This is a genomic window from Avibacterium sp. 21-599, from assembly GCF_026226765.1.
Classification (GTDB): Bacteria; Pseudomonadota; Gammaproteobacteria; order Enterobacterales; family Pasteurellaceae; genus Avibacterium.
This window is the reverse complement of the sequence record NZ_JAKKOB010000001.1, coordinates 311,904-330,386: the sequence shown is the minus strand read 5'-3', so window position 1 is coordinate 330,386 and position 18,483 is coordinate 311,904. Positions and strand designations below refer to the sequence as shown.

17 protein-coding genes are annotated in these 18,483 nt (G+C 40.7%); 9 read left to right on the top strand and 8 right to left on the bottom strand.

The window, feature by feature from the left end; translation table 11 throughout:
- Positions 1–58: 58 nt before the first annotated feature.
- Positions 59–958: a pirin family protein gene (locus tag L5B83_RS01625; protein ID WP_265777349.1), complete on the bottom strand. Its 900-nt coding sequence runs from the start codon at positions 956–958 to the stop codon at positions 59–61.
- 29 nt (positions 959–987) lie between these two features.
- Complete coding sequence (locus L5B83_RS01620; RefSeq protein WP_265777348.1) at positions 988–1,524, bottom strand: NADPH-dependent FMN reductase; 537 nt, start codon at positions 1,522–1,524, stop codon at positions 988–990.
- A gap of 346 nt (positions 1,525–1,870) precedes the next feature.
- Between L5B83_RS01620 and pheA the strand changes: the two genes are divergently transcribed.
- On the top strand, positions 1,871–3,034 hold the full coding sequence (gene pheA, locus L5B83_RS01615) for a prephenate dehydratase (protein ID WP_250363468.1): 1,164 nt from the start codon (positions 1,871–1,873) through the stop codon (positions 3,032–3,034).
- A 74-nt stretch (positions 3,035–3,108) separates the two neighbouring features.
- Here pheA and L5B83_RS01610 read toward each other — a convergent pair whose 3' ends face one another.
- On the bottom strand, positions 3,109–4,422 hold the full coding sequence (locus tag L5B83_RS01610; RefSeq protein ID WP_265777347.1) for an NCS2 family permease: 1,314 nt from the start codon (positions 4,420–4,422) through the stop codon (positions 3,109–3,111).
- 196 nt (positions 4,423–4,618) lie between these two features.
- On the opposite strand from L5B83_RS01610, the gene galE reads away from it, so the two are divergent.
- The 4 genes from galE (at position 4,619) to adk (ending at position 8,790) form a co-directional block, all read left to right on the top strand.
- Positions 4,619–5,635, top strand: coding sequence for a UDP-glucose 4-epimerase GalE (galE, locus tag L5B83_RS01605; RefSeq protein WP_265777346.1), 1,017 nt, complete (start codon positions 4,619–4,621; stop codon positions 5,633–5,635).
- Positions 5,636–5,707: 72 nt separating this feature from the next.
- Complete coding sequence (locus L5B83_RS01600) at positions 5,708–6,976, top strand: AmpG family muropeptide MFS transporter (RefSeq protein WP_265777345.1); 1,269 nt, start codon at positions 5,708–5,710, stop codon at positions 6,974–6,976.
- A gap of 34 nt (positions 6,977–7,010) precedes the next feature.
- The gene (locus tag L5B83_RS01595) at positions 7,011–8,012 is read left to right on the top strand and encodes a bile acid:sodium symporter family protein (protein ID WP_265777344.1); all 1,002 of its coding nucleotides are present in this window, start codon (positions 7,011–7,013) and stop codon (positions 8,010–8,012) included.
- 133 nt (positions 8,013–8,145) lie between these two features.
- A complete protein-coding gene (gene adk / locus L5B83_RS01590) occupies positions 8,146–8,790 on the top strand; it encodes an adenylate kinase (protein ID WP_250349652.1) in 645 nt (214 codons plus the stop codon).
- Between the two features lie 45 nt (positions 8,791–8,835).
- Here adk and L5B83_RS01585 read toward each other — a convergent pair whose 3' ends face one another.
- Positions 8,836–9,642 (bottom strand): DNA ligase, encoded by an 807-nt coding sequence (locus tag L5B83_RS01585; protein ID WP_265778357.1) that lies wholly within the window; start codon positions 9,640–9,642, stop codon positions 8,836–8,838.
- Between the two features lie 216 nt (positions 9,643–9,858).
- Between L5B83_RS01585 and L5B83_RS01580 the strand changes: the two genes are divergently transcribed.
- The 3 genes from L5B83_RS01580 to nagA all read left to right on the top strand — a co-directional run bounded on the left by L5B83_RS01580 (position 9,859) and on the right by nagA (position 13,162).
- On the top strand, positions 9,859–11,007 hold the full coding sequence (locus L5B83_RS01580) for a 5-methyltetrahydropteroyltriglutamate--homocysteine S-methyltransferase (protein WP_250363463.1): 1,149 nt from the start codon (positions 9,859–9,861) through the stop codon (positions 11,005–11,007).
- 193 nt (positions 11,008–11,200) lie between these two features.
- On the top strand, positions 11,201–12,004 hold the full coding sequence (gene nagB, locus L5B83_RS01575) for a glucosamine-6-phosphate deaminase (protein ID WP_250349654.1): 804 nt from the start codon (positions 11,201–11,203) through the stop codon (positions 12,002–12,004).
- A gap of 12 nt (positions 12,005–12,016) precedes the next feature.
- On the top strand, positions 12,017–13,162 hold the full coding sequence (gene nagA / locus L5B83_RS01570) for an N-acetylglucosamine-6-phosphate deacetylase (protein ID WP_265777343.1): 1,146 nt from the start codon (positions 12,017–12,019) through the stop codon (positions 13,160–13,162).
- Between the two features lie 235 nt (positions 13,163–13,397).
- Here nagA and L5B83_RS01565 read toward each other — a convergent pair whose 3' ends face one another.
- The 4 genes from L5B83_RS01565 to udk are packed head-to-tail and all read right to left on the bottom strand — an operon-like array spanning position 13,398 to position 17,198.
- On the bottom strand, positions 13,398–14,591 hold the full coding sequence (locus L5B83_RS01565; protein ID WP_265777342.1) for a sugar transporter: 1,194 nt from the start codon (positions 14,589–14,591) through the stop codon (positions 13,398–13,400).
- A 57-nt stretch (positions 14,592–14,648) separates the two neighbouring features.
- Positions 14,649–15,959: a hypothetical protein gene (locus L5B83_RS01560; protein ID WP_265777341.1), complete on the bottom strand. Its 1,311-nt coding sequence runs from the start codon at positions 15,957–15,959 to the stop codon at positions 14,649–14,651.
- A 3-nt stretch (positions 15,960–15,962) separates the two neighbouring features.
- The gene (gene dcd, locus L5B83_RS01555) at positions 15,963–16,547 is read right to left on the bottom strand and encodes a dCTP deaminase (protein WP_265762575.1); all 585 of its coding nucleotides are present in this window, start codon (positions 16,545–16,547) and stop codon (positions 15,963–15,965) included.
- A 9-nt stretch (positions 16,548–16,556) separates the two neighbouring features.
- The gene (udk, locus tag L5B83_RS01550; RefSeq protein WP_265777340.1) at positions 16,557–17,198 is read right to left on the bottom strand and encodes a uridine kinase; all 642 of its coding nucleotides are present in this window, start codon (positions 17,196–17,198) and stop codon (positions 16,557–16,559) included.
- Positions 17,199–17,421: 223 nt separating this feature from the next.
- Here udk and L5B83_RS01545 point away from each other — a divergent pair, with 223 nt between their 5' ends.
- The gene (locus L5B83_RS01545; RefSeq protein WP_265777339.1) at positions 17,422–18,462 is read left to right on the top strand and encodes an ABC transporter substrate-binding protein; all 1,041 of its coding nucleotides are present in this window, start codon (positions 17,422–17,424) and stop codon (positions 18,460–18,462) included.
- The last annotated feature ends 21 nt before the right edge of the window (positions 18,463–18,483 follow it).

Here is an 18,483-nt window from a genome sequence, read left to right as displayed (position 1 = left end):
ACAACTTTTTATTCTAAAAGAAAGCCCTTTTTACAAAGGGCTTAAGCGTAACGTTCGTTTATTCCACTAATTTGGCAGGCATTTCAGGCGCAATTAAGCGACGTAAGCGCGTACCTTCCAGATCAATATGTCCAAAACGCGAATGCCCATTATTCCAATCCTCCACAGCTTGACGCAAAGCCGCTTGACTATCTGCGACAAAATTCCACCACACTAAGGTTTTATGTGTGAGCGGTTCTCCCCCGAGCAGCATAATATGGCTGCCCGCTTCCCCTTTGATGTTAAATTCGTGGGCTTGGCAATCCGTTAAACTAACCAGTTGATCTTGTTGGTAAATATGCCCCTCAATCTCTACGTTGCCTTTCAGTACCAGTACGCCATATTCAAAGTTTGGTTGCTGTTCTATACGCAGTGTTTGGGACTGTTGAAATTGAATATCTACGCCAACTAACGGGCTATATTGCTGTGTTGGTGCGGTTCTGCCTTGATAGCTACCGGTGGTTAAAATATAATTTACGCCATTTTCCTGCCATTCAGGCAATTGAGGATAATGTTGAAAATTTGGCTCAATCTCTTGATCCATTGGGAGCGCAATCCAAAGCTGTACCGCGTGAAGTTGATGCACGCCTTCAGGGGTTTGTTCCGTATGGCTAATGCCACGCTGGCTACCAGTGCCAGCAGTCATTAAATTCACTTGTTTGGGCTTAATTAATTGACGATAACCAAGGCTATCTTGATGCCAAACTTCCCCTTCAAGCATCCACGTAAACGTCTGTAAATTGGTATGTGGATGCGCACCGACTTGCAAGCCCGCATTATCATCGGTAAATTCTGATGGCCCCGCGTGATCAAGAAAACACCACGCCCCAATGGTACGCTTACCCGCTTGTGGTAACAAACGCGCTACAGGAATGCCACCGACATCTTTGGTTATTGCATTTAATTTATCTACGCTCATTTTCGTTCCTTATGCTTTAGTTTATTGCCTTATGCTTTCGCCCATTGAATAAAAGTTTGTGCAAACTTACTTAAAAAACCCGCGGTGCGTTCATCTGCTACTTCCCCTTGTTCATTAAGTGCTTGCGTCGCACGGCTAAGAAAAATTTCTGGAGAAATCAGCACATTCGCACCAATGCTTTGTAAACTTTGACGAATTTGCAGACCCGCATTAATCCCGCCATAAGCGCCCGGTGAGGCAGTAACAATAGCCACTTTCTTACCTTGCCATAAATTTTGTCCATAAGGTCGAGAAGCAATATCAATGATATTTTTCGTGGCTGCAGGTATTGCGCGATTATGTTCAGGGCTAACAATGAGTACTGCATCAGCCATTTTAATTTGCTCACGCACGCGATCATATTCTGCCACGCTTTCCTTATCGCGATCTTGTGTGTAAAGAGGCAAATCATCAATGCGTACTTCCTGCACCTTTACCTCAGCAGGAAACTGAGCAACGATGTAATTTGCAATACTTCGATTAATAGATTGTTTGCTTAAACTGCCAATAATCAGCGAAATGTTCATTATTATAACCTCAATACATTAGGGGAAATTTTCGCCAATTATAAATTTCCCCCTCCTCCCAAACAATCGGCATTTTAGAAATGATCTTTTTCCTGATAAGAAAAAGTGCGGTGAAAAATGCGTAACCTCTAGGGTTCTGGATTAAATAATTTTTAGTGCTGAATAGGTAGGTGAATACGTTAAAAAAGTATCGGGAATATCTCTCATAAGAAATGTGGGAAAAGCCATCATCGTAAAAGCATTATACTGGATACTGGCAATTTTATTGTGCGCAATACGATATTCATTTGATCTCCTTGACAATCTTGTTTATCCTAGCTCCATTCCCCACAACTGAGAGAATAAAATGGCATTGGATTTAGCAGAAATCAGACAACAGATCACTCAAATTGACCGCAGTTTATTAAAACTGCTTTCGGAACGTCATCGTTTAGCTTATGATGTTGTGCGTAGTAAGGAAATCACACAAAAAGCGTTGCGTGATGTAGAACGTGAACAGCAATTATTACAAGAGCTGATTCAGTTTGCAGAAACACAAAATTATCAGCTTGATCCGCAATATATTACGCAAATTTTCCAAAAAATTATTGAAGATTCTGTACTCACTCAACAAGCTTATCTACAAAAGAAACTCAATGAACAGCGTGAGCAAAATAGCCATATTGCATTCTTAGGTAAACGCGGTTCTTATTCTCACCTTGCGGCGCGTAGTTACGCAACACGCTATCAAAAACCATTTATTGAACTAAGTTGTAGTTCTTTTGAGCAAGTCTTTGAAAAAGTGCAAAATGGCGAGGCGGATTACGGTATTTTACCGCTAGAGAACACCACATCAGGCTCAATTAATGAAGTTTACGATTTATTGCAACATACGGATCTTTCTTTAATCGGAGAATTAGCGTATCCGATAAAACATTGTGTATTAGCCACAGAGCAGGGGGAATTAAGCCAAATTGACACGTTATACAGCCACCCGCAAGTTATCCAACAATGTAGTCAATTTATTCGTCGCCTTGACCGTGTGCATATTGAATATTGCGAAAGTAGCTCTCACGCAATGCAGCTTGTAGCGAGCCTGAACAAGCCAAATATTGCTGCGTTAGGTAATGAAGATGGCGGTCATCTGTACGGCTTGCGTGTACTCAAAAATAACATTGCCAACCAAGAAAATAACATTACAAGGTTTATTGTATTAGCGAAAGCACCTGTTGCGGTATCGTCTCAAATTCAGGCAAAAACCTTATTGCTGATGACAACCAATAAACGACAAGCGGGGTCATTGGTGGACGCGTTATTGGTATTTAAAAAGCACAATATTAATATGACGAAGTTAGAATCTCGTCCGATTTATGGCCAGCCTTGGGATGAAATGTTTTATTTGGAAATTGATGCGAATATCCATAATCCTGCCGTACAACAAGCGCTAGAGGAGTTAAGAGAATATAGTAATTATCTTAAAATACTTGGCTGCTATCCAAGTGAGATTGTAAAGCCGGTGGAAGTCAATTAAACGGGTAAGATGTGCAAATTTAAGTGCGGTGAAAAAATCAAAAAATTTCCACCGCACTTCTTTTTAGTAAGAAATTAAATATTCCAGCCGCCTAAATAGAAGGCTAATAATGCCACGGCGATTAATACCGTACCGATATTCAGTTTTTTCACTTCACCGCTGATAATTCGTCCGATCACCAGTGTGGCAAAACCTAGCATAATGCCTGTTACGATATTTGCAGTTAGTACAATAAATACCGCACAAACTAAGCCGCTCATCGCACCAATAAAATCAGAAAAATCTAATTTGTTTACGTTGCTTAACATTAGCAAGCCGACATACATTAACGCAGGTGCCGTGGCGTAGCTAGGCACAAGGCTGGCAAGGGGTTGGAAAAAGAGCATTAAAAGGAATAAGAGACCCACAACAATCGCGCTGATCCCTGTTTTACCGCCCGCTGCGGTACCAGCGGCGGATTCAATATATACCGCTGCTGGCGCTGTTCCAAATAAACCTGAAAATAAGCTACTCACTGAATCTGAAGTGAGGGCTTTGCCGCCATTGATGATTTGCCCATCTTTATCTAACAAGTTTGCTTGCCCTGCTACGGCACGGATTGTGCCAGTGGCATCAAAAACGGCGGTCATCACTAAGGCAAAAACAACAGGCAAGATCGCAGGTTGTAATGCGCCCATTAAATCCAGCTCAAGGAATAAGGATTGTTCACCAAAAGTGGGGATTTTGAATAATTCACCACTAAATTTTACATTTGGATCAATCACTAAACCGATAAGCGTGATGGCAATAATTACCCACAAAATGCCACCTTTGATTTGCATTTTTTCTAAGCCGATGATTGCCGCTAACCCCGCAAGAGAGATTAGCACAGGGAATGTGGTGAAATCACCGAGTTTTACCGGCAAACCAGCTTGGTTGCCAACCACAATCCCCACGCCATTGGCTGCGATTAATAATAAAAATAAACCAATCCCAATTCCCGCACCTTGCGCAATGCTTGCAGGCAAGTTGCGTAAAATCCACGCACGAATGCCTGTTGCAGAGATTAAGGTAAAAACAAGCCCCATAAAAAATACTGCACCCAGTGCAACAGGAACGCTCACGCCTTGCCCTAGTACAAGGCTGAATGCCGTAAAGGCGGTTAATGAAATGGCGCAACCAATTGCCATTGGTGCGTTTGCCCATAAGCCAATAAGAATAGAGCCTAAGCCTGATACCAAGCAAGTGGCGATAAATACGCTTTCTGGCGGGAAGCCGGCGGCACTCAACATATTTGGTACCACAATCACGGAATACACCATTGCCAAGAAGGTGGTGAGACCCGCAATAATTTCTTGGCGTACCGTTGAGCCACGTTTGGTGATCTCAAAAAATTTTTCTGCGAACATAAATTTCCTTTCGTTAATGAAGTTAAAATAAAAAGCCTTGTTGAAATAAAAATGGCGCTATTTTACAGAAAAGAAAAGAATAGTAAACGTTTGGCTTGATAGAAAGTGCGGTGATTTTTGCGGAAGTTTTTGGGCTTGTTTTACAAATGGTTTATAATGCCGGCAAATAATACAAATAACCTAAGTGAGGAAAAAAATGGCGATTTTAGTCACTGGCGGTGCGGGCTACATTGGCTCTCATACTGTTGTAGAATTATTAAATGTGGGAAAAGACGTGGTGGTACTGGATAATTTATCCAATTCTTCGGCGAAATCCTTACAGCGTGTTGAGGAAATCACAGGCAAAGCGGTGAAATTCTATCAAGGCGATGTGTTAGATCGGGCAATGTTGCAGCAAATCTTTTCGGAGAATCACATTGACGCCGTGATTCATTTTGCTGGTTTGAAAGCAGTGGGCGAAAGCGTTCGTAAACCGATTGAATATTATATGAATAATGTCACTGGCTCGTTAGTCTTAGTCGATGAAATGCGTAAGGCAGGTGTGTGGAATTTGGTCTTTAGCTCATCGGCAACCGTCTATGGCGATCCTGAAATTGTGCCAATCACCGAACAGTGCAAAGTAGGCGGCACAACCAATCCTTACGGCACGTCCAAATTAATGGTGGAACAAATTTTAACGGATGCTGCTAAAGCAGAAGACAAATTTAGTTTTACTATTTTGCGTTATTTCAACCCAGTAGGGGCGCACCACAGCGGGCTAATTGGTGAAGATCCAACAGGTATTCCAAATAATTTATTGCCTTATATTAGCCAAGTGGCAATTGGTAAATTACCGCAACTTTCTGTATTTGGTAGCGATTACGACACGCACGATGGCACAGGGGTACGCGATTATATTCACGTTGTGGATCTTGCCATTGGGCATTTGAAAGCCTTAGATCGTCACCAAAACGATGCAGGATTACACATCTATAACCTTGGCATAGGCACAGGTTATTCTGTGTTAGATATGGTGAATGCCTTTGAACAAGCCAATAATATTCACATTCCTTATCAGTTAGTGGCGCGTCGTCCGGGGGATATTGCGACTTGTTATTCCGATCCATCGCTTGCCGCAAAAGAATTAGGCTGGAAAGCAGAACGTGGCTTAACGGAAATGATGCAGGATACGTGGAATTGGCAGAAAAAGAACCCTCAAGGGTACCGTGATTAATCCTTAATATCATTGTGCTGTAAGGAAACTTACAGCACAATTTGTTTGAAAAATACCCCGCACTCGATGGCTATGACTACACAAACTCACTTATTTTCACAAATTTTCAGCCGTAATATGCTGATCTGTCTATTTACCGGATTTAGCTCAGGCTTGCCTCTTTATGTTCTTGTGTCTTTATTACCTATTTGGTTGCGTGCAGAAAATGTGGATCTTAAAACCTTAGGCTATTTCACCCTGATGATGCTTCCGTTCTCGTGGAAATTTGTTTGGGCGCCGTTGCTCGATCGTTTTGTGCCGCCTTTCTTAGGACGTCGTCGTGGCTGGATGTTTATTTCACAAATTTTATTATTAATCAGTCTTGCATTATTTGGCTTTTTAGATCCAAGCAAGCAGGCTGGGTTGAGTTTGATTGCAGCCTTGGGCGTGCTTTGTGCGTTTTTTTCTGCTACGCAAGACATTGTGCTAGATGCGTATCGACGAGAAATTTTAACCGATAAGGAATTAGGTTTAGGTAATTCTATCCATGTTAATGCTTACCGTATAGCTGGGCTTGTTCCCGGTTCGCTTTCACTAATTTTGGCTGATCATTTTCCGTGGCAAACGGTATTTATTATCACCGCGATGTTTATGTTGCCGGGGATTTTAATGTGTCTATTTTTAAGTACAGAACCTAAAATCACACTCAAAAAGCACCGCACTTTAAAAGAAAGTGTGATTGACCCTTTTAGTGAATTTTTTCAACGCAAAGGCGTCTGGTCTGCCTTAGGGATCTTAGCGTTTATTTTTCTGTATAAATTGGGCGACAGTATGGCAACGGCGTTAATTTCGCCTTTTTATTTAGATATGGGATTTAGCAAAACGCAGATTGGCTTGGTCGTGAAAAACGCTTCTTTGTGGCCAATGGTCATCGCGAGCATTTTAGGCGGGATTTTAATGCTGAAAGTTGGTATTAACCGTGCCTTATGGTCATTTGGTTTAGTGCAAATTATCACCATTCTTGGCTTTGCGTGGCTAGCTAAACAAGGGCCTTTTGAGCTTGTAGATAGCCGTGCCTTGTGGTCGCTTTCCCTTGTTGTGGCGGCGGAATATATCGGCATCGGCTTAGGTACCGCTGCCTTTGTTGCCTTTATGGCAAGGGAAACCAACCCACTTTACACCGCCACTCAGCTTGCCTTATTCACCAGCCTTGCCGCATTACCAAGGGCTACGCTCAATACCCAAGCGGGGGCATTGATCGATTGGCTAGGCTACTATGATTATTTCTGGCTTTGTTTCTGGCTGGCAATCCCCGGTATGTTATGCTTAGTCAAAGTTGCCCCTTGGAATGAGGGGAGCTAGCGCGTTTATTGATAGAGAAATGTAGGAGAAAGTAATGCAATTTTTGAAGAAGCTCAGTTTTTTATTAGCAAAATTCACCGCACTTTTTATTATTGTGCTATCACTGATTACCTTTTATCAACCAAGTTTATTTACTTGGGTTAAAGGCGATACACAAGTTTTCATCATCAGTATTATTATGCTTTCAATGGGAATGACCTTAGGTAAGCAAGATTATCAGGTGCTTGCGCAACGCCCTTTGGATATTTTAATTGGCACCCTTGTGCAATATACCGTTATGCCTTTTGTCGCCATTGCCATTGCAAAAAGTTTTGATCTTTCGCCTGCCTTGACGCTTGGTTTAGTGCTTGTGGGATCTTGCCCCGGTGGCGTGGCATCTAACATTATGACTTTTTTATGTAAAGGCGACGTGGCATTTTCAGTGGGAATGACCACGGTTTCAACCTTGCTTGCCCCAGTAATGACACCCTTGTTACTTAACTACCTTGTTGGGCAAAGCGTAGAAATGAATGCTTGGGCAATGTTCAAATTTATGCTTTTGGTTACGGTATTACCTGTGGCAGTGGGGTCAATTTTAAATATTACTTTACATCGTAAACAATGGTTCCAAGATATTAAAGCCTTAATGCCCGGCGTTGCGGTGATAAATTTTGCCTTTATTGTGGGAGGCGTTGTGGCCGTTTATGGCAATTATTTTTTACAGTCAGGTTTAATGATCTTACTTTGTATTGTGCTACATAATGTGATTGGCTATGCGCTAGGTTATTCCGCAGGGAAATTATTTGGTATGAGCTTAGCCAAAAAGAAAACCATTTCCTTGGAAGTTGGCGTGCAAAATGCAGGTTTAGCCACGGGCTTAAGTATGAAATTCTTCCCAACCATTCCAGAATCTGCGGTGGTTTGTGCTGTTGCTTGTGTGTGGCATTCTGTGGCAGGGACTGTCTATGCTAATTTTTTATTATGGCTAGATAAATACCGTAAATCACCACAACATTTAGAACAAATTAAACAAATCAACATTGATGAAGTGAACTAAAGTGAAAGTGCGGTCATTTTTTGCTTAATTTTTCATTAAATAGTACAAATTTAATGTTCATCATTTGTTGAGTATTGAGTTTTAACGTTATTAACGGTATGGTAAGGCAAATTTTTCTAAAAATGAGGTTACTATGAAAATTATTCTTTTAGGTGCGCCCGGTGCTGGTAAGGGGACGCAAGCACAATTCATTATGAACAAATTTGGTATTCCGCAAATTTCAACCGGTGATATGTTGCGTGCGGCGATTAAAGCGGGGACGGAATTAGGTAAACAAGCGAAAACCTTAATGGATGCAGGGCAACTTGTGCCAGATGATTTAATTATTTCTTTAGTAAAAGAGCGTGTTGCGCAAGATGATTGTGCAAAAGGCTTTTTATTAGACGGCTTCCCACGCACCATTCCACAAGCTGATGCCTTAAAAAGTGCGGGTATTAGCATTGATTATGTGCTGGAATTTGATGTGCCAGATGAGGTCATCGTAGAACGTATGAGCGGTCGCCGTGTTCACCAAGCGTCAGGGCGTACTTACCACATTGTGTATAACCCACCAAAAGTGGAAGGAAAAGACGATGTGACAGGTGAAGCGTTAATTATTCGTGCTGATGATAAGCCTGAAACGGTATTAGATCGCTTGAAAGTGTATCACAATACCACCAAGCCACTGGTGGATTACTACCAAGCAGAAGCTAAAGCGGGGAATACGAAATATTTCCGCTTAGACGGTACCCAAAAAGTGGAAGAGGTGAGCGCAGAATTAGATAAAATTTTGGCTTAATTTCCACCGCACTTTATTAATCCCCTTGATTTTAAGGGGATTTTTTTATTCTTTCTTCCGCCAATAAGTGGCAAATCTCGGCAACCCTTTTTGCGTTAAACCACGATATTTATAGGTAATGATTGACCCAATTGGTGGCGGATTTTCTCTATCTGTCAATTTAAAACCTGACCCGATACGGAATTCGCCACGCTGATTTTTACAGGTAATGGCACCGAGCTTATCGACAAATTGCCCATTGCCTTTATGATGTGCAATCACTTCACATTCTTCATCAAGTGCGGTCTTTAATTTCAATATTTGGTTGCTACGTTTCTTTTCATAAGGGGCATTAGGATTACGCAACACTAAACCTTCCCCTTGATTTTGTTCTACTTGGTGCAGAAAATCTTGTACTTGAGAATAATCCTTAATGGGAATTTGTTTAATAATTTCAATATGTTGGCTAGGATGCTGTGCTAGATAATTTTCTAACACTGCTAAACGTTCAAATAGATTGCCCTTGGCATTGGGGACATCAAATACATAGAGCTTTAATTTTTCCCAGCCTTTGTCTTTTTGTGAACGCACAATGGAGGAAATTTGCTCAAATTCATTACGCTGACTAAACAGTTCACCATCAATGGCAAAAGGAGGAAAATCTTTAATAAAATAAGCAGGCGGTGTGAGGATTTTATTCTGCCTTGTAAAAAGCTGCTTACCATCCCAATATCCTCTGATGCCGTCTAATTTTTCGCTCATCACCCAACCTTGCACGTTTTGATTATGGTAAGTACCAAGCAACATTAAATCAGGTGGCTCGGCATAAGCAAAAAGTGAACAGAGTGTGAATAAGGTGAACAAACTACGCATAATATAAGACATCATTTTTCTCCCATATAAAAACTTGTTCGGATATTAAGCGACTTTTCTGCCATCGTGGAAAATTAACCGCAGTTTTGAGATCCCGATCGTAAGAATTTTTTCGTTTTATAAGTGCGGTGGTTTTTTTCGCATTTTTTAGGATATGTGTGAATTTTTTGTTAAAATCGTTGCTTCCTATCTAACTATAACTAAAAGAGAGTGATTATGAGCAAACTATTTCCTAATGCACAACTTAGAGATAATGCCCCTTATCGTTTTGATATTGTGGGGAGTTTTTTACGTCCTGAAAGCTTAAAACAAGCACGCCAACAATGTAGCTGTGGTGATATTTCTTGTGCAGATCTGAGCGAAGTGGAAGACAAAGAAATTGCCAATTTGGTGGCTAAACAAAAAGCAGTAGGCTTGCCTGCGGTAACTGATGGCGAATTTCGCCGTACTTTTTGGCATTTGGATTTTTTAAGTGCTTTAGAAGGCGTGGAAGAAGTTGAAGCAGAAAAATTTTCTGTTCAATTTAAACACCATAATGTTCGTCCTAAAACGTTGAAAATTGTCGATAAAATTGGTTTTTCCGATCATCATCCATTCCTTGAACATTACCGTTCTTTACAGCAAATTGCAGGGGATTATCCTGTGAAATTCACCATTCCATCACCGTCAATGCTACATTTAATTTGTACGGTGCGTGAAACGGCGTATCAACCCATTGAGCGTTATAAAAACAATAATCAACAGCTACTTGATGATATTGCTGAGGCTTATATTCGTGCAATGCAAAAATTCTATGCGTTGGGCTGTCGCAACTTGCAATTAGATGACACAAGCTGGGGCGAACTATGTTCTGAAGAAAAACGCCAAGCTTATCAAGCGCGTGGCTTTGATCTCGAACAGCTGGCGAAAGATTATGTGTATATGGTCAATCGTATTATTGCTGTTAAACCTGAAGATATGACAATAACGATGCACATTTGTCGTGGCAATTTCCGTTCAACGTGGTTCTCATCAGGGGGCTATGAGCCTGTAGCTGAAATCTTATTTGGCAATTGCAATGTAGATGGTTTCTTCCTTGAGTACGATAGTGATCGCTCGGGCGATTTCAAACCATTGCGCTTTATTAAAGATCAGCAAGTGGTACTTGGCTTAATTACGTCAAAAGATGGTAACCTTGAAGATAAGAATGAAATCATTAAACGCATTCAAGAAGCCGCACAATATGTGGATATCAACCAACTCTGTTTAAGCCCACAATGTGGGTTTGCTTCAACGGAGGAAGGCAATATTCTGACGGAAGAGCAGCAATGGAATAAACTGGATTTTATCCGTGAAATTGTTGAGGAAGTTTGGGGCAAGGCTTAATTTTCTAACATTTATTCCTAATTCCAGAATAATACCGCTTTTTAATAGAGCGGTATTATTTTTGCGAATTTTTCTTTGTGATGTAGATCACGATTTTTTCTTTTCAATAAAATTCTATTTTCCTTTGAAGTTAATTTTATTTTATAATCAAAATTATGAAATGATACTTCAAAATAGCAAATAGGAGAGAGCTATGCGTTTAATTCCTTTACAAACTTCCGAACAAGTCAGCAAATGGGCAGCTCGTCATATTGTTGATCGTATTAATGAATTTAATCCAACAGAAGCGCGGCCTTTTGTGCTTGGATTGCCAACAGGTGGTACTCCCTTAGCAACTTATAAAGAATTAATTAAACTGTATCAGGCAGGGGAAGTGAGCTTTAAAAATGTGGTTACCTTTAATATGGATGAATATGTAGGATTGCCTAAAGATCATCCTGAAAGTTACCGCACTTTTATGTATAAAAACTTCTTCGATCACGTTGATATTCAAGAAAAAAATATTAATTTACTAGATGGCAATGCCCCTGATCTGGATGAAGAATGTCGCCGTTACGAAGAAAAAATGAAATCTTATGGCAAAGTGAATTTATTTATGGGCGGAGTAGGCGTGGATGGACATATTGCGTTTAATGAACCTGCCTCATCTTTAGCGTCTCGTACTCGAATTAAAACATTGACAGAAGATACCTTAATTGCAAACTCGCGCTTTTTTGATAATGATGTTAATAAAGTACCGAAATACGCCCTAACGATTGGGGTTGCAACCTTATTAGATGCGGCAGAAGTGATGCTTTTAGTTACGGGACATAACAAAGCCCTTGCGTTGCAAGCAGGCGTGGAGGGGAGCGTAAATCATTTTTGGACGATCAGTGCGTTACAACTACACCGCCACGCAATTTTTGTTTGTGATGAACCTGCTACACAAGAGCTAAAAGTAAAAACTGTCAAATATTTTACTGAGTTAGAAGCTAAAGCAATTCATAGTGTCTTATAGAGAAGGTAAAAAATGAGTTATGCATTAGTAAACGGGGTCGTTTATACCTCGCAAAGCGTGCAGTATGGGCAAGCAGTGATCGTCGATGGGGAGAGAATTGTGGCGATTATGCCACAAGAAAATCTGCCTGAAGGATTGCAACAAATTGATTTAAAAGGGAATAATCTAACAGCAGGGTTTATTGATCTGCAATTAAATGGCTGCGGTGGCGTTATGTTTAATGGCGATACTTCAGTGAAAACCCTTGAAATTATGCAGCAAACCAATTTGCGTTCAGGCACGACAAGTTATTTGCCCACGTTTATCACGGCAGATGATGAAGGCATTAAGCAGGCTGTTTCAGTGATGGGCGAGTACCTTAAAAAGCATAAAAACCAAGCACTTGGTTTGCATTTGGAAGGCCCTTACTTAAGCGTAGAAAAGAAAGGCGTGCATCAGGTGGAATATATTCGTGCGATTAGTTCTGAAATGAAAGATTTTCTATGCCAAAATTCCTCGGTGATTAGCAAGATTACACTGGCGCCTGAAAACCCAACAGCGAAATACATTGGTGATTTTGTACAAAGTGGCATTGTGGTTTCCATCGGGCATTCCAACGCCACTTATGATGTGGCAAAACAGGCGATTGTCAATGGTGCAACTTTCGCTACACACTTGCATAATGCAATGTCACCGATTAGTTCAGGGCGGGAAATGGGGGTTGTCGGTGCGGTGTTAGATAGCGATATTTACACAGGTATTATCGTGGATGGTTTGCACGTTGAATTCGGCAATATCAAAATTGATAAAAAAGTCAAAGGCGATAAATTGTGTATCGTGACAGACGCCACTGCTGCCGCTGGTGCGAATATCACATCTTTCGATTTTGTGGGGAAAACCGTGTATGTGCGTAATGGTAAATGCTATGATGAAAATGGTACGCTCGGCGGCTCTGCGATCACAATGATTGAATCGGTAGAAAATGCGGTAAAACACGTGGGGATTCCACTCGATGAAACCCTAAGAATGTGCAATTACTACCCAGCAAAAGCCATTGGTGTGGATGATCATCTAGGGGATATTGCCGAAGGGAAAATTGCTAACCTGACATTGTTCAATAATGATTTTAAAGTGCTAGGCAGTGCAGTCAATGGGCAATGGCAATGGTATGAAAACTAAGAGAAAAAACACCGCACTTTGATTTCCCCTCAAGTCCTAGACATTTAGCAAGTTAAATATTGAGTTCGGTATTATTACCGAACTCAATTTGTTTAACGTGAGTTTATTCGCAACTCATTATATATCTAACCGTAATACGATTTGTCATTAGACGAACACTTTACAGTTCCAATACATCTTTTATCATTGAAGAAAAAGTTGGGGCTGAGGTAGATTTGCCCTAAATCTTTCAACTTTATGCTGATTTTAGATTAACAGGCAAATAACGATAACGTAAATGAATAAATAAAAATAACAGCATACTAAATAATGCCAGTATTCCACCAACCACGCCGATATAAGATAATCCCAAATGTTGCATCACTTGGTTCCCTAATAATGCGCCGCCACCAATGCCGATATTATAAATTCCTGAAAATATTGCCATTGCGACATCTGTTGCATCGGGAGCAAGTTGTAAAATACGGATCTGTAAACTTAATCCAATCCCTGCAATACCTATTCCCCATAATAAAATTAATGGATAGGTAAAGGCAGAATGCTGTTTTAATAATAGCAATGAAAACAAGGAAAGGCTTAGACTTACCATTGCAATAAGTAAAAATTTTGCGGGCCCAAAGCGATGAAAGCGACCAAATAAAAAACTTGCGATCATTCCAGCACAACCAAACAGCAATAAAATTAGGGTCGTTTCTGTTGGCGCAATAGTCACTTCTTGGATCATAAAAGGTTCAACATAGCTATATGCGGTGAAATGAGCTGAAATCACAATGGCGGTAAGAACAAATAATCCGACTAACAATGGACGTTTAAATAAAATCGGAACACTTTTCAATGAACCGGCATTTTTACTCACTAAGTGCGGTAATAATTTATAGAGAAAAATCAATACGATAAATGCCACCACACCAATCACGCCAAAGGTGGTTCGCCAACCCAGCCATTGTCCAATAATACGCCCTAAAGGTAAACCTAACACCATTGCTAATGCACTGCCCATTGCTAACAAACCGAGCGCTTGTGCTTTTTTATCTTTCGGTGCAAGGCGTACTGTAAGCGAGGCGGTAATTGCCCAGAACACGGAATGAGAGATCGCAATGCCAATGCGAGAAATCAGCAATACGTGAAAATTCCACGCCACGCAGGACAGTATGTGGCTCAAGATAAACAGAATAAATAGTTTAATCAGCAAGCTACGCCGTTCTAGCTTGGCGGTAAGCAGCATAAAGGGCAAGGAAAGCAGGGAAACAATCCACGCATAAATGGTGATCATCAGCCCAGTTTGGCTGACGGGCATTTGGAAACTTTTCGCGATATCCGATAATAGTGCCACTGGGATAAACTCGGTGGTGTTGAAAATAAACGCGGAAAACGCCATACAAATAACGCGCCATAATTTTACACGGCGAACAATTTTGGGAGATAACATTGTTAATTGGGGTTAGCAAAAAAGGGGGCTATTTTATCATAGAAGTTTGGGTTTTTCTCAATGGGAAAAATGTTGTTTCAATAGCGCTTTAAGTTGTTTTTTTAATCCTTGCGTGGACTCAATGTGATATTGTGGCGAATAGCAATCACCAAAGAAATGTAACGGCAGTTGGATCTGTTGATATTTTTTCTCACGCAAATTGAGATTAACGCGAAAATCGCATTGCTGGCTGACTTGATCCACTGTTCCTTCGCCTGCCAGTTGAAAATAAGCATCGTGTAATTGTAAATTTTGCCATTGCATTGTTTGCTGATCCCAGATTAATTGGGTACTCAACAGTTCAAAAGGCGAATCCATATTTTGCAAGCGTTCTGTATCATAATTGATCGGCAAACGTTGTGCCACAATGGCTAACAGATTGACATTTTTCGCTTTGCCATTGGTAATCTGTAAACTCGCCTGCCCTTTTTTGATTTTCTGTGCAACCAGTTCCATTTCCCCTTTTAATTGAGCCTGCCCTGTTGCCAATACGGGTAATTTCAATAATGCTAGCCATTGTTCTATGGCGATATTCTGCGCGGAAAACTGCAAGCGTTGTGATTCTTGATTAAATTGGAAGTTCATATTCCCTTGTGATAACAAGGCGAGATTGCCATTTATAAAGTGCGGTTGAAATTTAAGCAAAATTTTTCCTTGCGAAAACGGTATTTGATTAATGCTAAGATCCGTAAAATCAAGTTGGTAATGCTGAGTTTGGTTTTGGGTTTCACTGTGTAAATTCCCTTGTGCTAATTGCAATACCACTGTATTCACATCGCCATAAAGCGGCTGTTCAAACTGCCACAGCCCGGCAATTTGCTGAAAAGTTAAGCCATTATTGGAAAGTTGTAAGTTTCCTTGTAAATGGAGTTGACTTTCATTTCGTGTTGCCCGTGCGCTAAACGCCATTTGCAAAGGAGAGGTTAAATTCAATGAGGCATTTTGTGATAACGCATTGAATAAATGGGAAATATCCTGCCAAGCAAGTGCGCTAGGCGTTAGACTAACATTTAGCCCTTGCCATTGAGAACCTGCCATTTTGCCATTATGCAACTGAAGCTCATTCAGCGTAAGCTGACCACTAAGCAAGGTGATAGGATTGAATTCAAGCACAATTTTTTCGAAAAAAAACCACCGCGCTTTTTGTTGAAACTTAACTTGATGTAAGGATAATTGAGTAGGGAAAAGCTGACTTTCTACTTTCGCCACTTGGATATGATGTTGCGCAAGCTGTGCAGAAAGTTGTGCGGTTAAACGTGATTTCTGCCAAAAAAGAAAACATAGCCCAACGCACAACAGTGCGATTAGCCATATTATTTTCTTTTTCATTGCTTATTTATCCTTATCAATACGGCTGGCTACCGCATTTTGCTGATCTTTATATTTCGCATCTTGACGACGATTATAAGGACGGGCAGCCTCACCACTTAGCACTTCAAAACTTAATGCGCCAATCACCATTTTTGGACGCAGTGCTAAAGGCAATTTACCTGAATTATAAAATTCCAACACGATTCGCCCATTCCAACCCGGATCAATGCGATGTGCTGTAACGTGAACCATCAATCCTAGACGAGCAAGGGAAGAGCGTCCATCTAGCCAACCGATAATATTTGCGGGCAAAGATACGGCTTCAAAAGTGGTCGCAAGGGCAAGTTCCCCCGGGTGAAGAAAGAATGCCTCACCGTCATCAATGAGAATTTCATCACTCATCACCGCTTCAAGCTGGGCGGAAACCTCTTCTTTTTTGCCACTTAAATCAATATAAGGCGCTGTATGCTCACGAAATACACGGAAAGAATTGCCTAAGCGTACATCAACGGTTGCACCATTGATTTTGTCATTATCTGGGCGTGGCGTTAAGCTGATAATACCTTGATCTAAATAACGTTCAATGTCAGTATCACATAATCTCATTGTTATCCCCTATTTGCCTTTCAGTAGATGCAAAATCTGTGCTTTTAACATATTGATTGCAATACGGTTTTTCCCACCACGAGGAACAACAATATCCGCATATTGTTTCGACGGTTCGATAAATTGCAAGAACATTGGACGAACCGTTGCTCGGTATTGATCCACGACCGATTGTAAAGAACGACCACGTTCTTCCATATCGCGTTTTAAACGACGGATAAAACAAATATCTAATGGTGCATCAACAAACACAGAAATGCTCGCCTCTTGGCGAATGCGTTCATCTGTGAGCAACAAAATCCCTTCTAAAATAATCACTTTCTTTGGTTTGAAATGGGTAGTCTCACCAGTACGCGTGTGTTCCACATAGCTATAAACGGGAATATCTACCGCCTTGCCTGCTTTTAATGCGCGCAAATGTTGTAATAATAAATCACGATCCATTGAATTTGGGTGGTCGTAATTGGTTTTAATACGCTCTTCAAAAGCAAGGTGGCTTTGATCTTTGTAGTAGCTATCTTCGGAAATGATGCCGATGTCTTCACAACTGAGTTCATCACGAAGTTCTTTATGAATGGTCGAAGCAATAAGGCTTTTTCCTGATGCGGAAGCTCCTGCAATAGCAATAATAATGCAATCTTGATCTGACATAATAGGATTCAATTAAGCGAATGAGTAATTTGCGAATTATAAAGAAAAAATTCACTTTTTGATAATAGTTTCCCCCTTTTAATGAAATAAAACGAAAGAAATCTTCTATTTTGTGATGTTGCTCACAGCATTTTTTATCCCATTCAGATAGGATTAACCGCATTTAATTAAGATTAATCAATAAGATAGCCGATTTTCTCGACAAACCATAAGGAGTACGACAATGAAAGGTAACGCAATTTCTCTCGCAATTTCCACCGCACTTGCCACGTCAGCCTTAATATTCAGTGTGCAAGCACAAGCCAAAGGACGCTTAGTGGTATATTGTAGTGCAACGAATGAAATGTGTGAGGCTGAAACCCAAGCTTTTGGTCAAAAATATGATGTTAAAACCTCTTTTATCCGTAATGGTTCAGGCAGCACCTTTGCCAAAATTGAAGCCGAGAAGAAAAATCCTCAAGCGGACGTATGGTACGGTGGTACGCTTGATCCGCAATCTCAAGCAGGAGAACTTGGTTTATTAGAAGCCTATCGTTCACCGAATGTCGAGCAAATTATGCCAAAATTCCAAGATCCCGCGAAAGTCAAAGGCAATTATACCTCTGCGATTTATATGGGTATTTTAGGTTTTGGTGTGAATACTGAACGCTTGAAAAAATTAGGCATCAAAGATGTCCCTAAATGCTGGAAAGACTTGACCGATCCTCGCTTAAAAGGTGAAATTCAAGTGGCTGACCCACAAAGCTCAGGTACAGCTTACACAGCAATTGCGACCTTTGTACAATTATGGGGAGAAGATCAAACTTTCAATTTCTTTAAACAACTTCATCCGAACATCTCCCAATATACCAAATCGGGCATCACACCTTCACGCAATACGGCAAGAGGCGAAACCACCGTAGGGATAGGATTCTTACACGACTATGCCCTTGAAAAACAACAAGGTGCGCCAATTGAATTAGTTGTCCCTTGCGAAGGAACAGGTTACGAACTAGGCGGTGTGAGTATCTTAAAAGGTGCGCGCAACTTGGATAACGCCAAATTATTTGTGGATTGGGCCTTGTCGAAAGAAGGTCAAGAATTAGCCTGGAAAAAAGGACGTGCTTTCCAAACCCTCACGAATATCACCGCAGAACAATCCCCTACGGCGTTTGATCCAACTAAACTTAATTTAATCAATTATGATTTTGAAAAATACGGTGCCTCAGAAGAACGCAAACGCCTAATTAACAAATGGGTGAATGAAGTGAAATTAGCACAGTAATTTAGCCTTAGTATAGTGAGG

What these genes read in the sequence shown, in the direction of transcription:
- L5B83_RS01625 (WP_265777349.1), bottom strand. Translation starts at nt 958, where the DNA reads ATGAGCGTAGATAAATTAAATGCAATAACCAAAGATGTCGGTGGCATT.
- L5B83_RS01620 (WP_265777348.1), bottom strand. Translation starts at nt 1,524, where the DNA reads ATGAACATTTCGCTGATTATTGGCAGTTTAAGCAAACAATCTATTAAT.
- pheA (WP_250363468.1), top strand. Translation starts at nt 1,871, where the DNA reads ATGGCATTGGATTTAGCAGAAATCAGACAACAGATCACTCAAATTGAC.
- L5B83_RS01610 (WP_265777347.1), bottom strand. Translation starts at nt 4,422, where the DNA reads ATGTTCGCAGAAAAATTTTTTGAGATCACCAAACGTGGCTCAACGGTA.
- galE (WP_265777346.1), top strand. Translation starts at nt 4,619, where the DNA reads ATGGCGATTTTAGTCACTGGCGGTGCGGGCTACATTGGCTCTCATACT.
- L5B83_RS01600 (WP_265777345.1), top strand. Translation starts at nt 5,708, where the DNA reads ATGACTACACAAACTCACTTATTTTCACAAATTTTCAGCCGTAATATG.
- L5B83_RS01595 (WP_265777344.1), top strand. Translation starts at nt 7,011, where the DNA reads ATGCAATTTTTGAAGAAGCTCAGTTTTTTATTAGCAAAATTCACCGCA.
- adk (WP_250349652.1), top strand. Translation starts at nt 8,146, where the DNA reads ATGAAAATTATTCTTTTAGGTGCGCCCGGTGCTGGTAAGGGGACGCAA.
- L5B83_RS01585 (WP_265778357.1), bottom strand. Translation starts at nt 9,642, where the DNA reads ATGCGTAGTTTGTTCACCTTATTCACACTCTGTTCACTTTTTGCTTAT.
- L5B83_RS01580 (WP_250363463.1), top strand. Translation starts at nt 9,859, where the DNA reads ATGAGCAAACTATTTCCTAATGCACAACTTAGAGATAATGCCCCTTAT.
- nagB (WP_250349654.1), top strand. Translation starts at nt 11,201, where the DNA reads ATGCGTTTAATTCCTTTACAAACTTCCGAACAAGTCAGCAAATGGGCA.
- nagA (WP_265777343.1), top strand. Translation starts at nt 12,017, where the DNA reads ATGAGTTATGCATTAGTAAACGGGGTCGTTTATACCTCGCAAAGCGTG.
- L5B83_RS01565 (WP_265777342.1), bottom strand. Translation starts at nt 14,591, where the DNA reads ATGTTATCTCCCAAAATTGTTCGCCGTGTAAAATTATGGCGCGTTATT.
- L5B83_RS01560 (WP_265777341.1), bottom strand. Translation starts at nt 15,959, where the DNA reads ATGAAAAAGAAAATAATATGGCTAATCGCACTGTTGTGCGTTGGGCTA.
- dcd (WP_265762575.1), bottom strand. Translation starts at nt 16,547, where the DNA reads ATGAGATTATGTGATACTGACATTGAACGTTATTTAGATCAAGGTATT.
- udk (WP_265777340.1), bottom strand. Translation starts at nt 17,198, where the DNA reads ATGTCAGATCAAGATTGCATTATTATTGCTATTGCAGGAGCTTCCGCA.
- L5B83_RS01545 (WP_265777339.1), top strand. Translation starts at nt 17,422, where the DNA reads ATGAAAGGTAACGCAATTTCTCTCGCAATTTCCACCGCACTTGCCACG.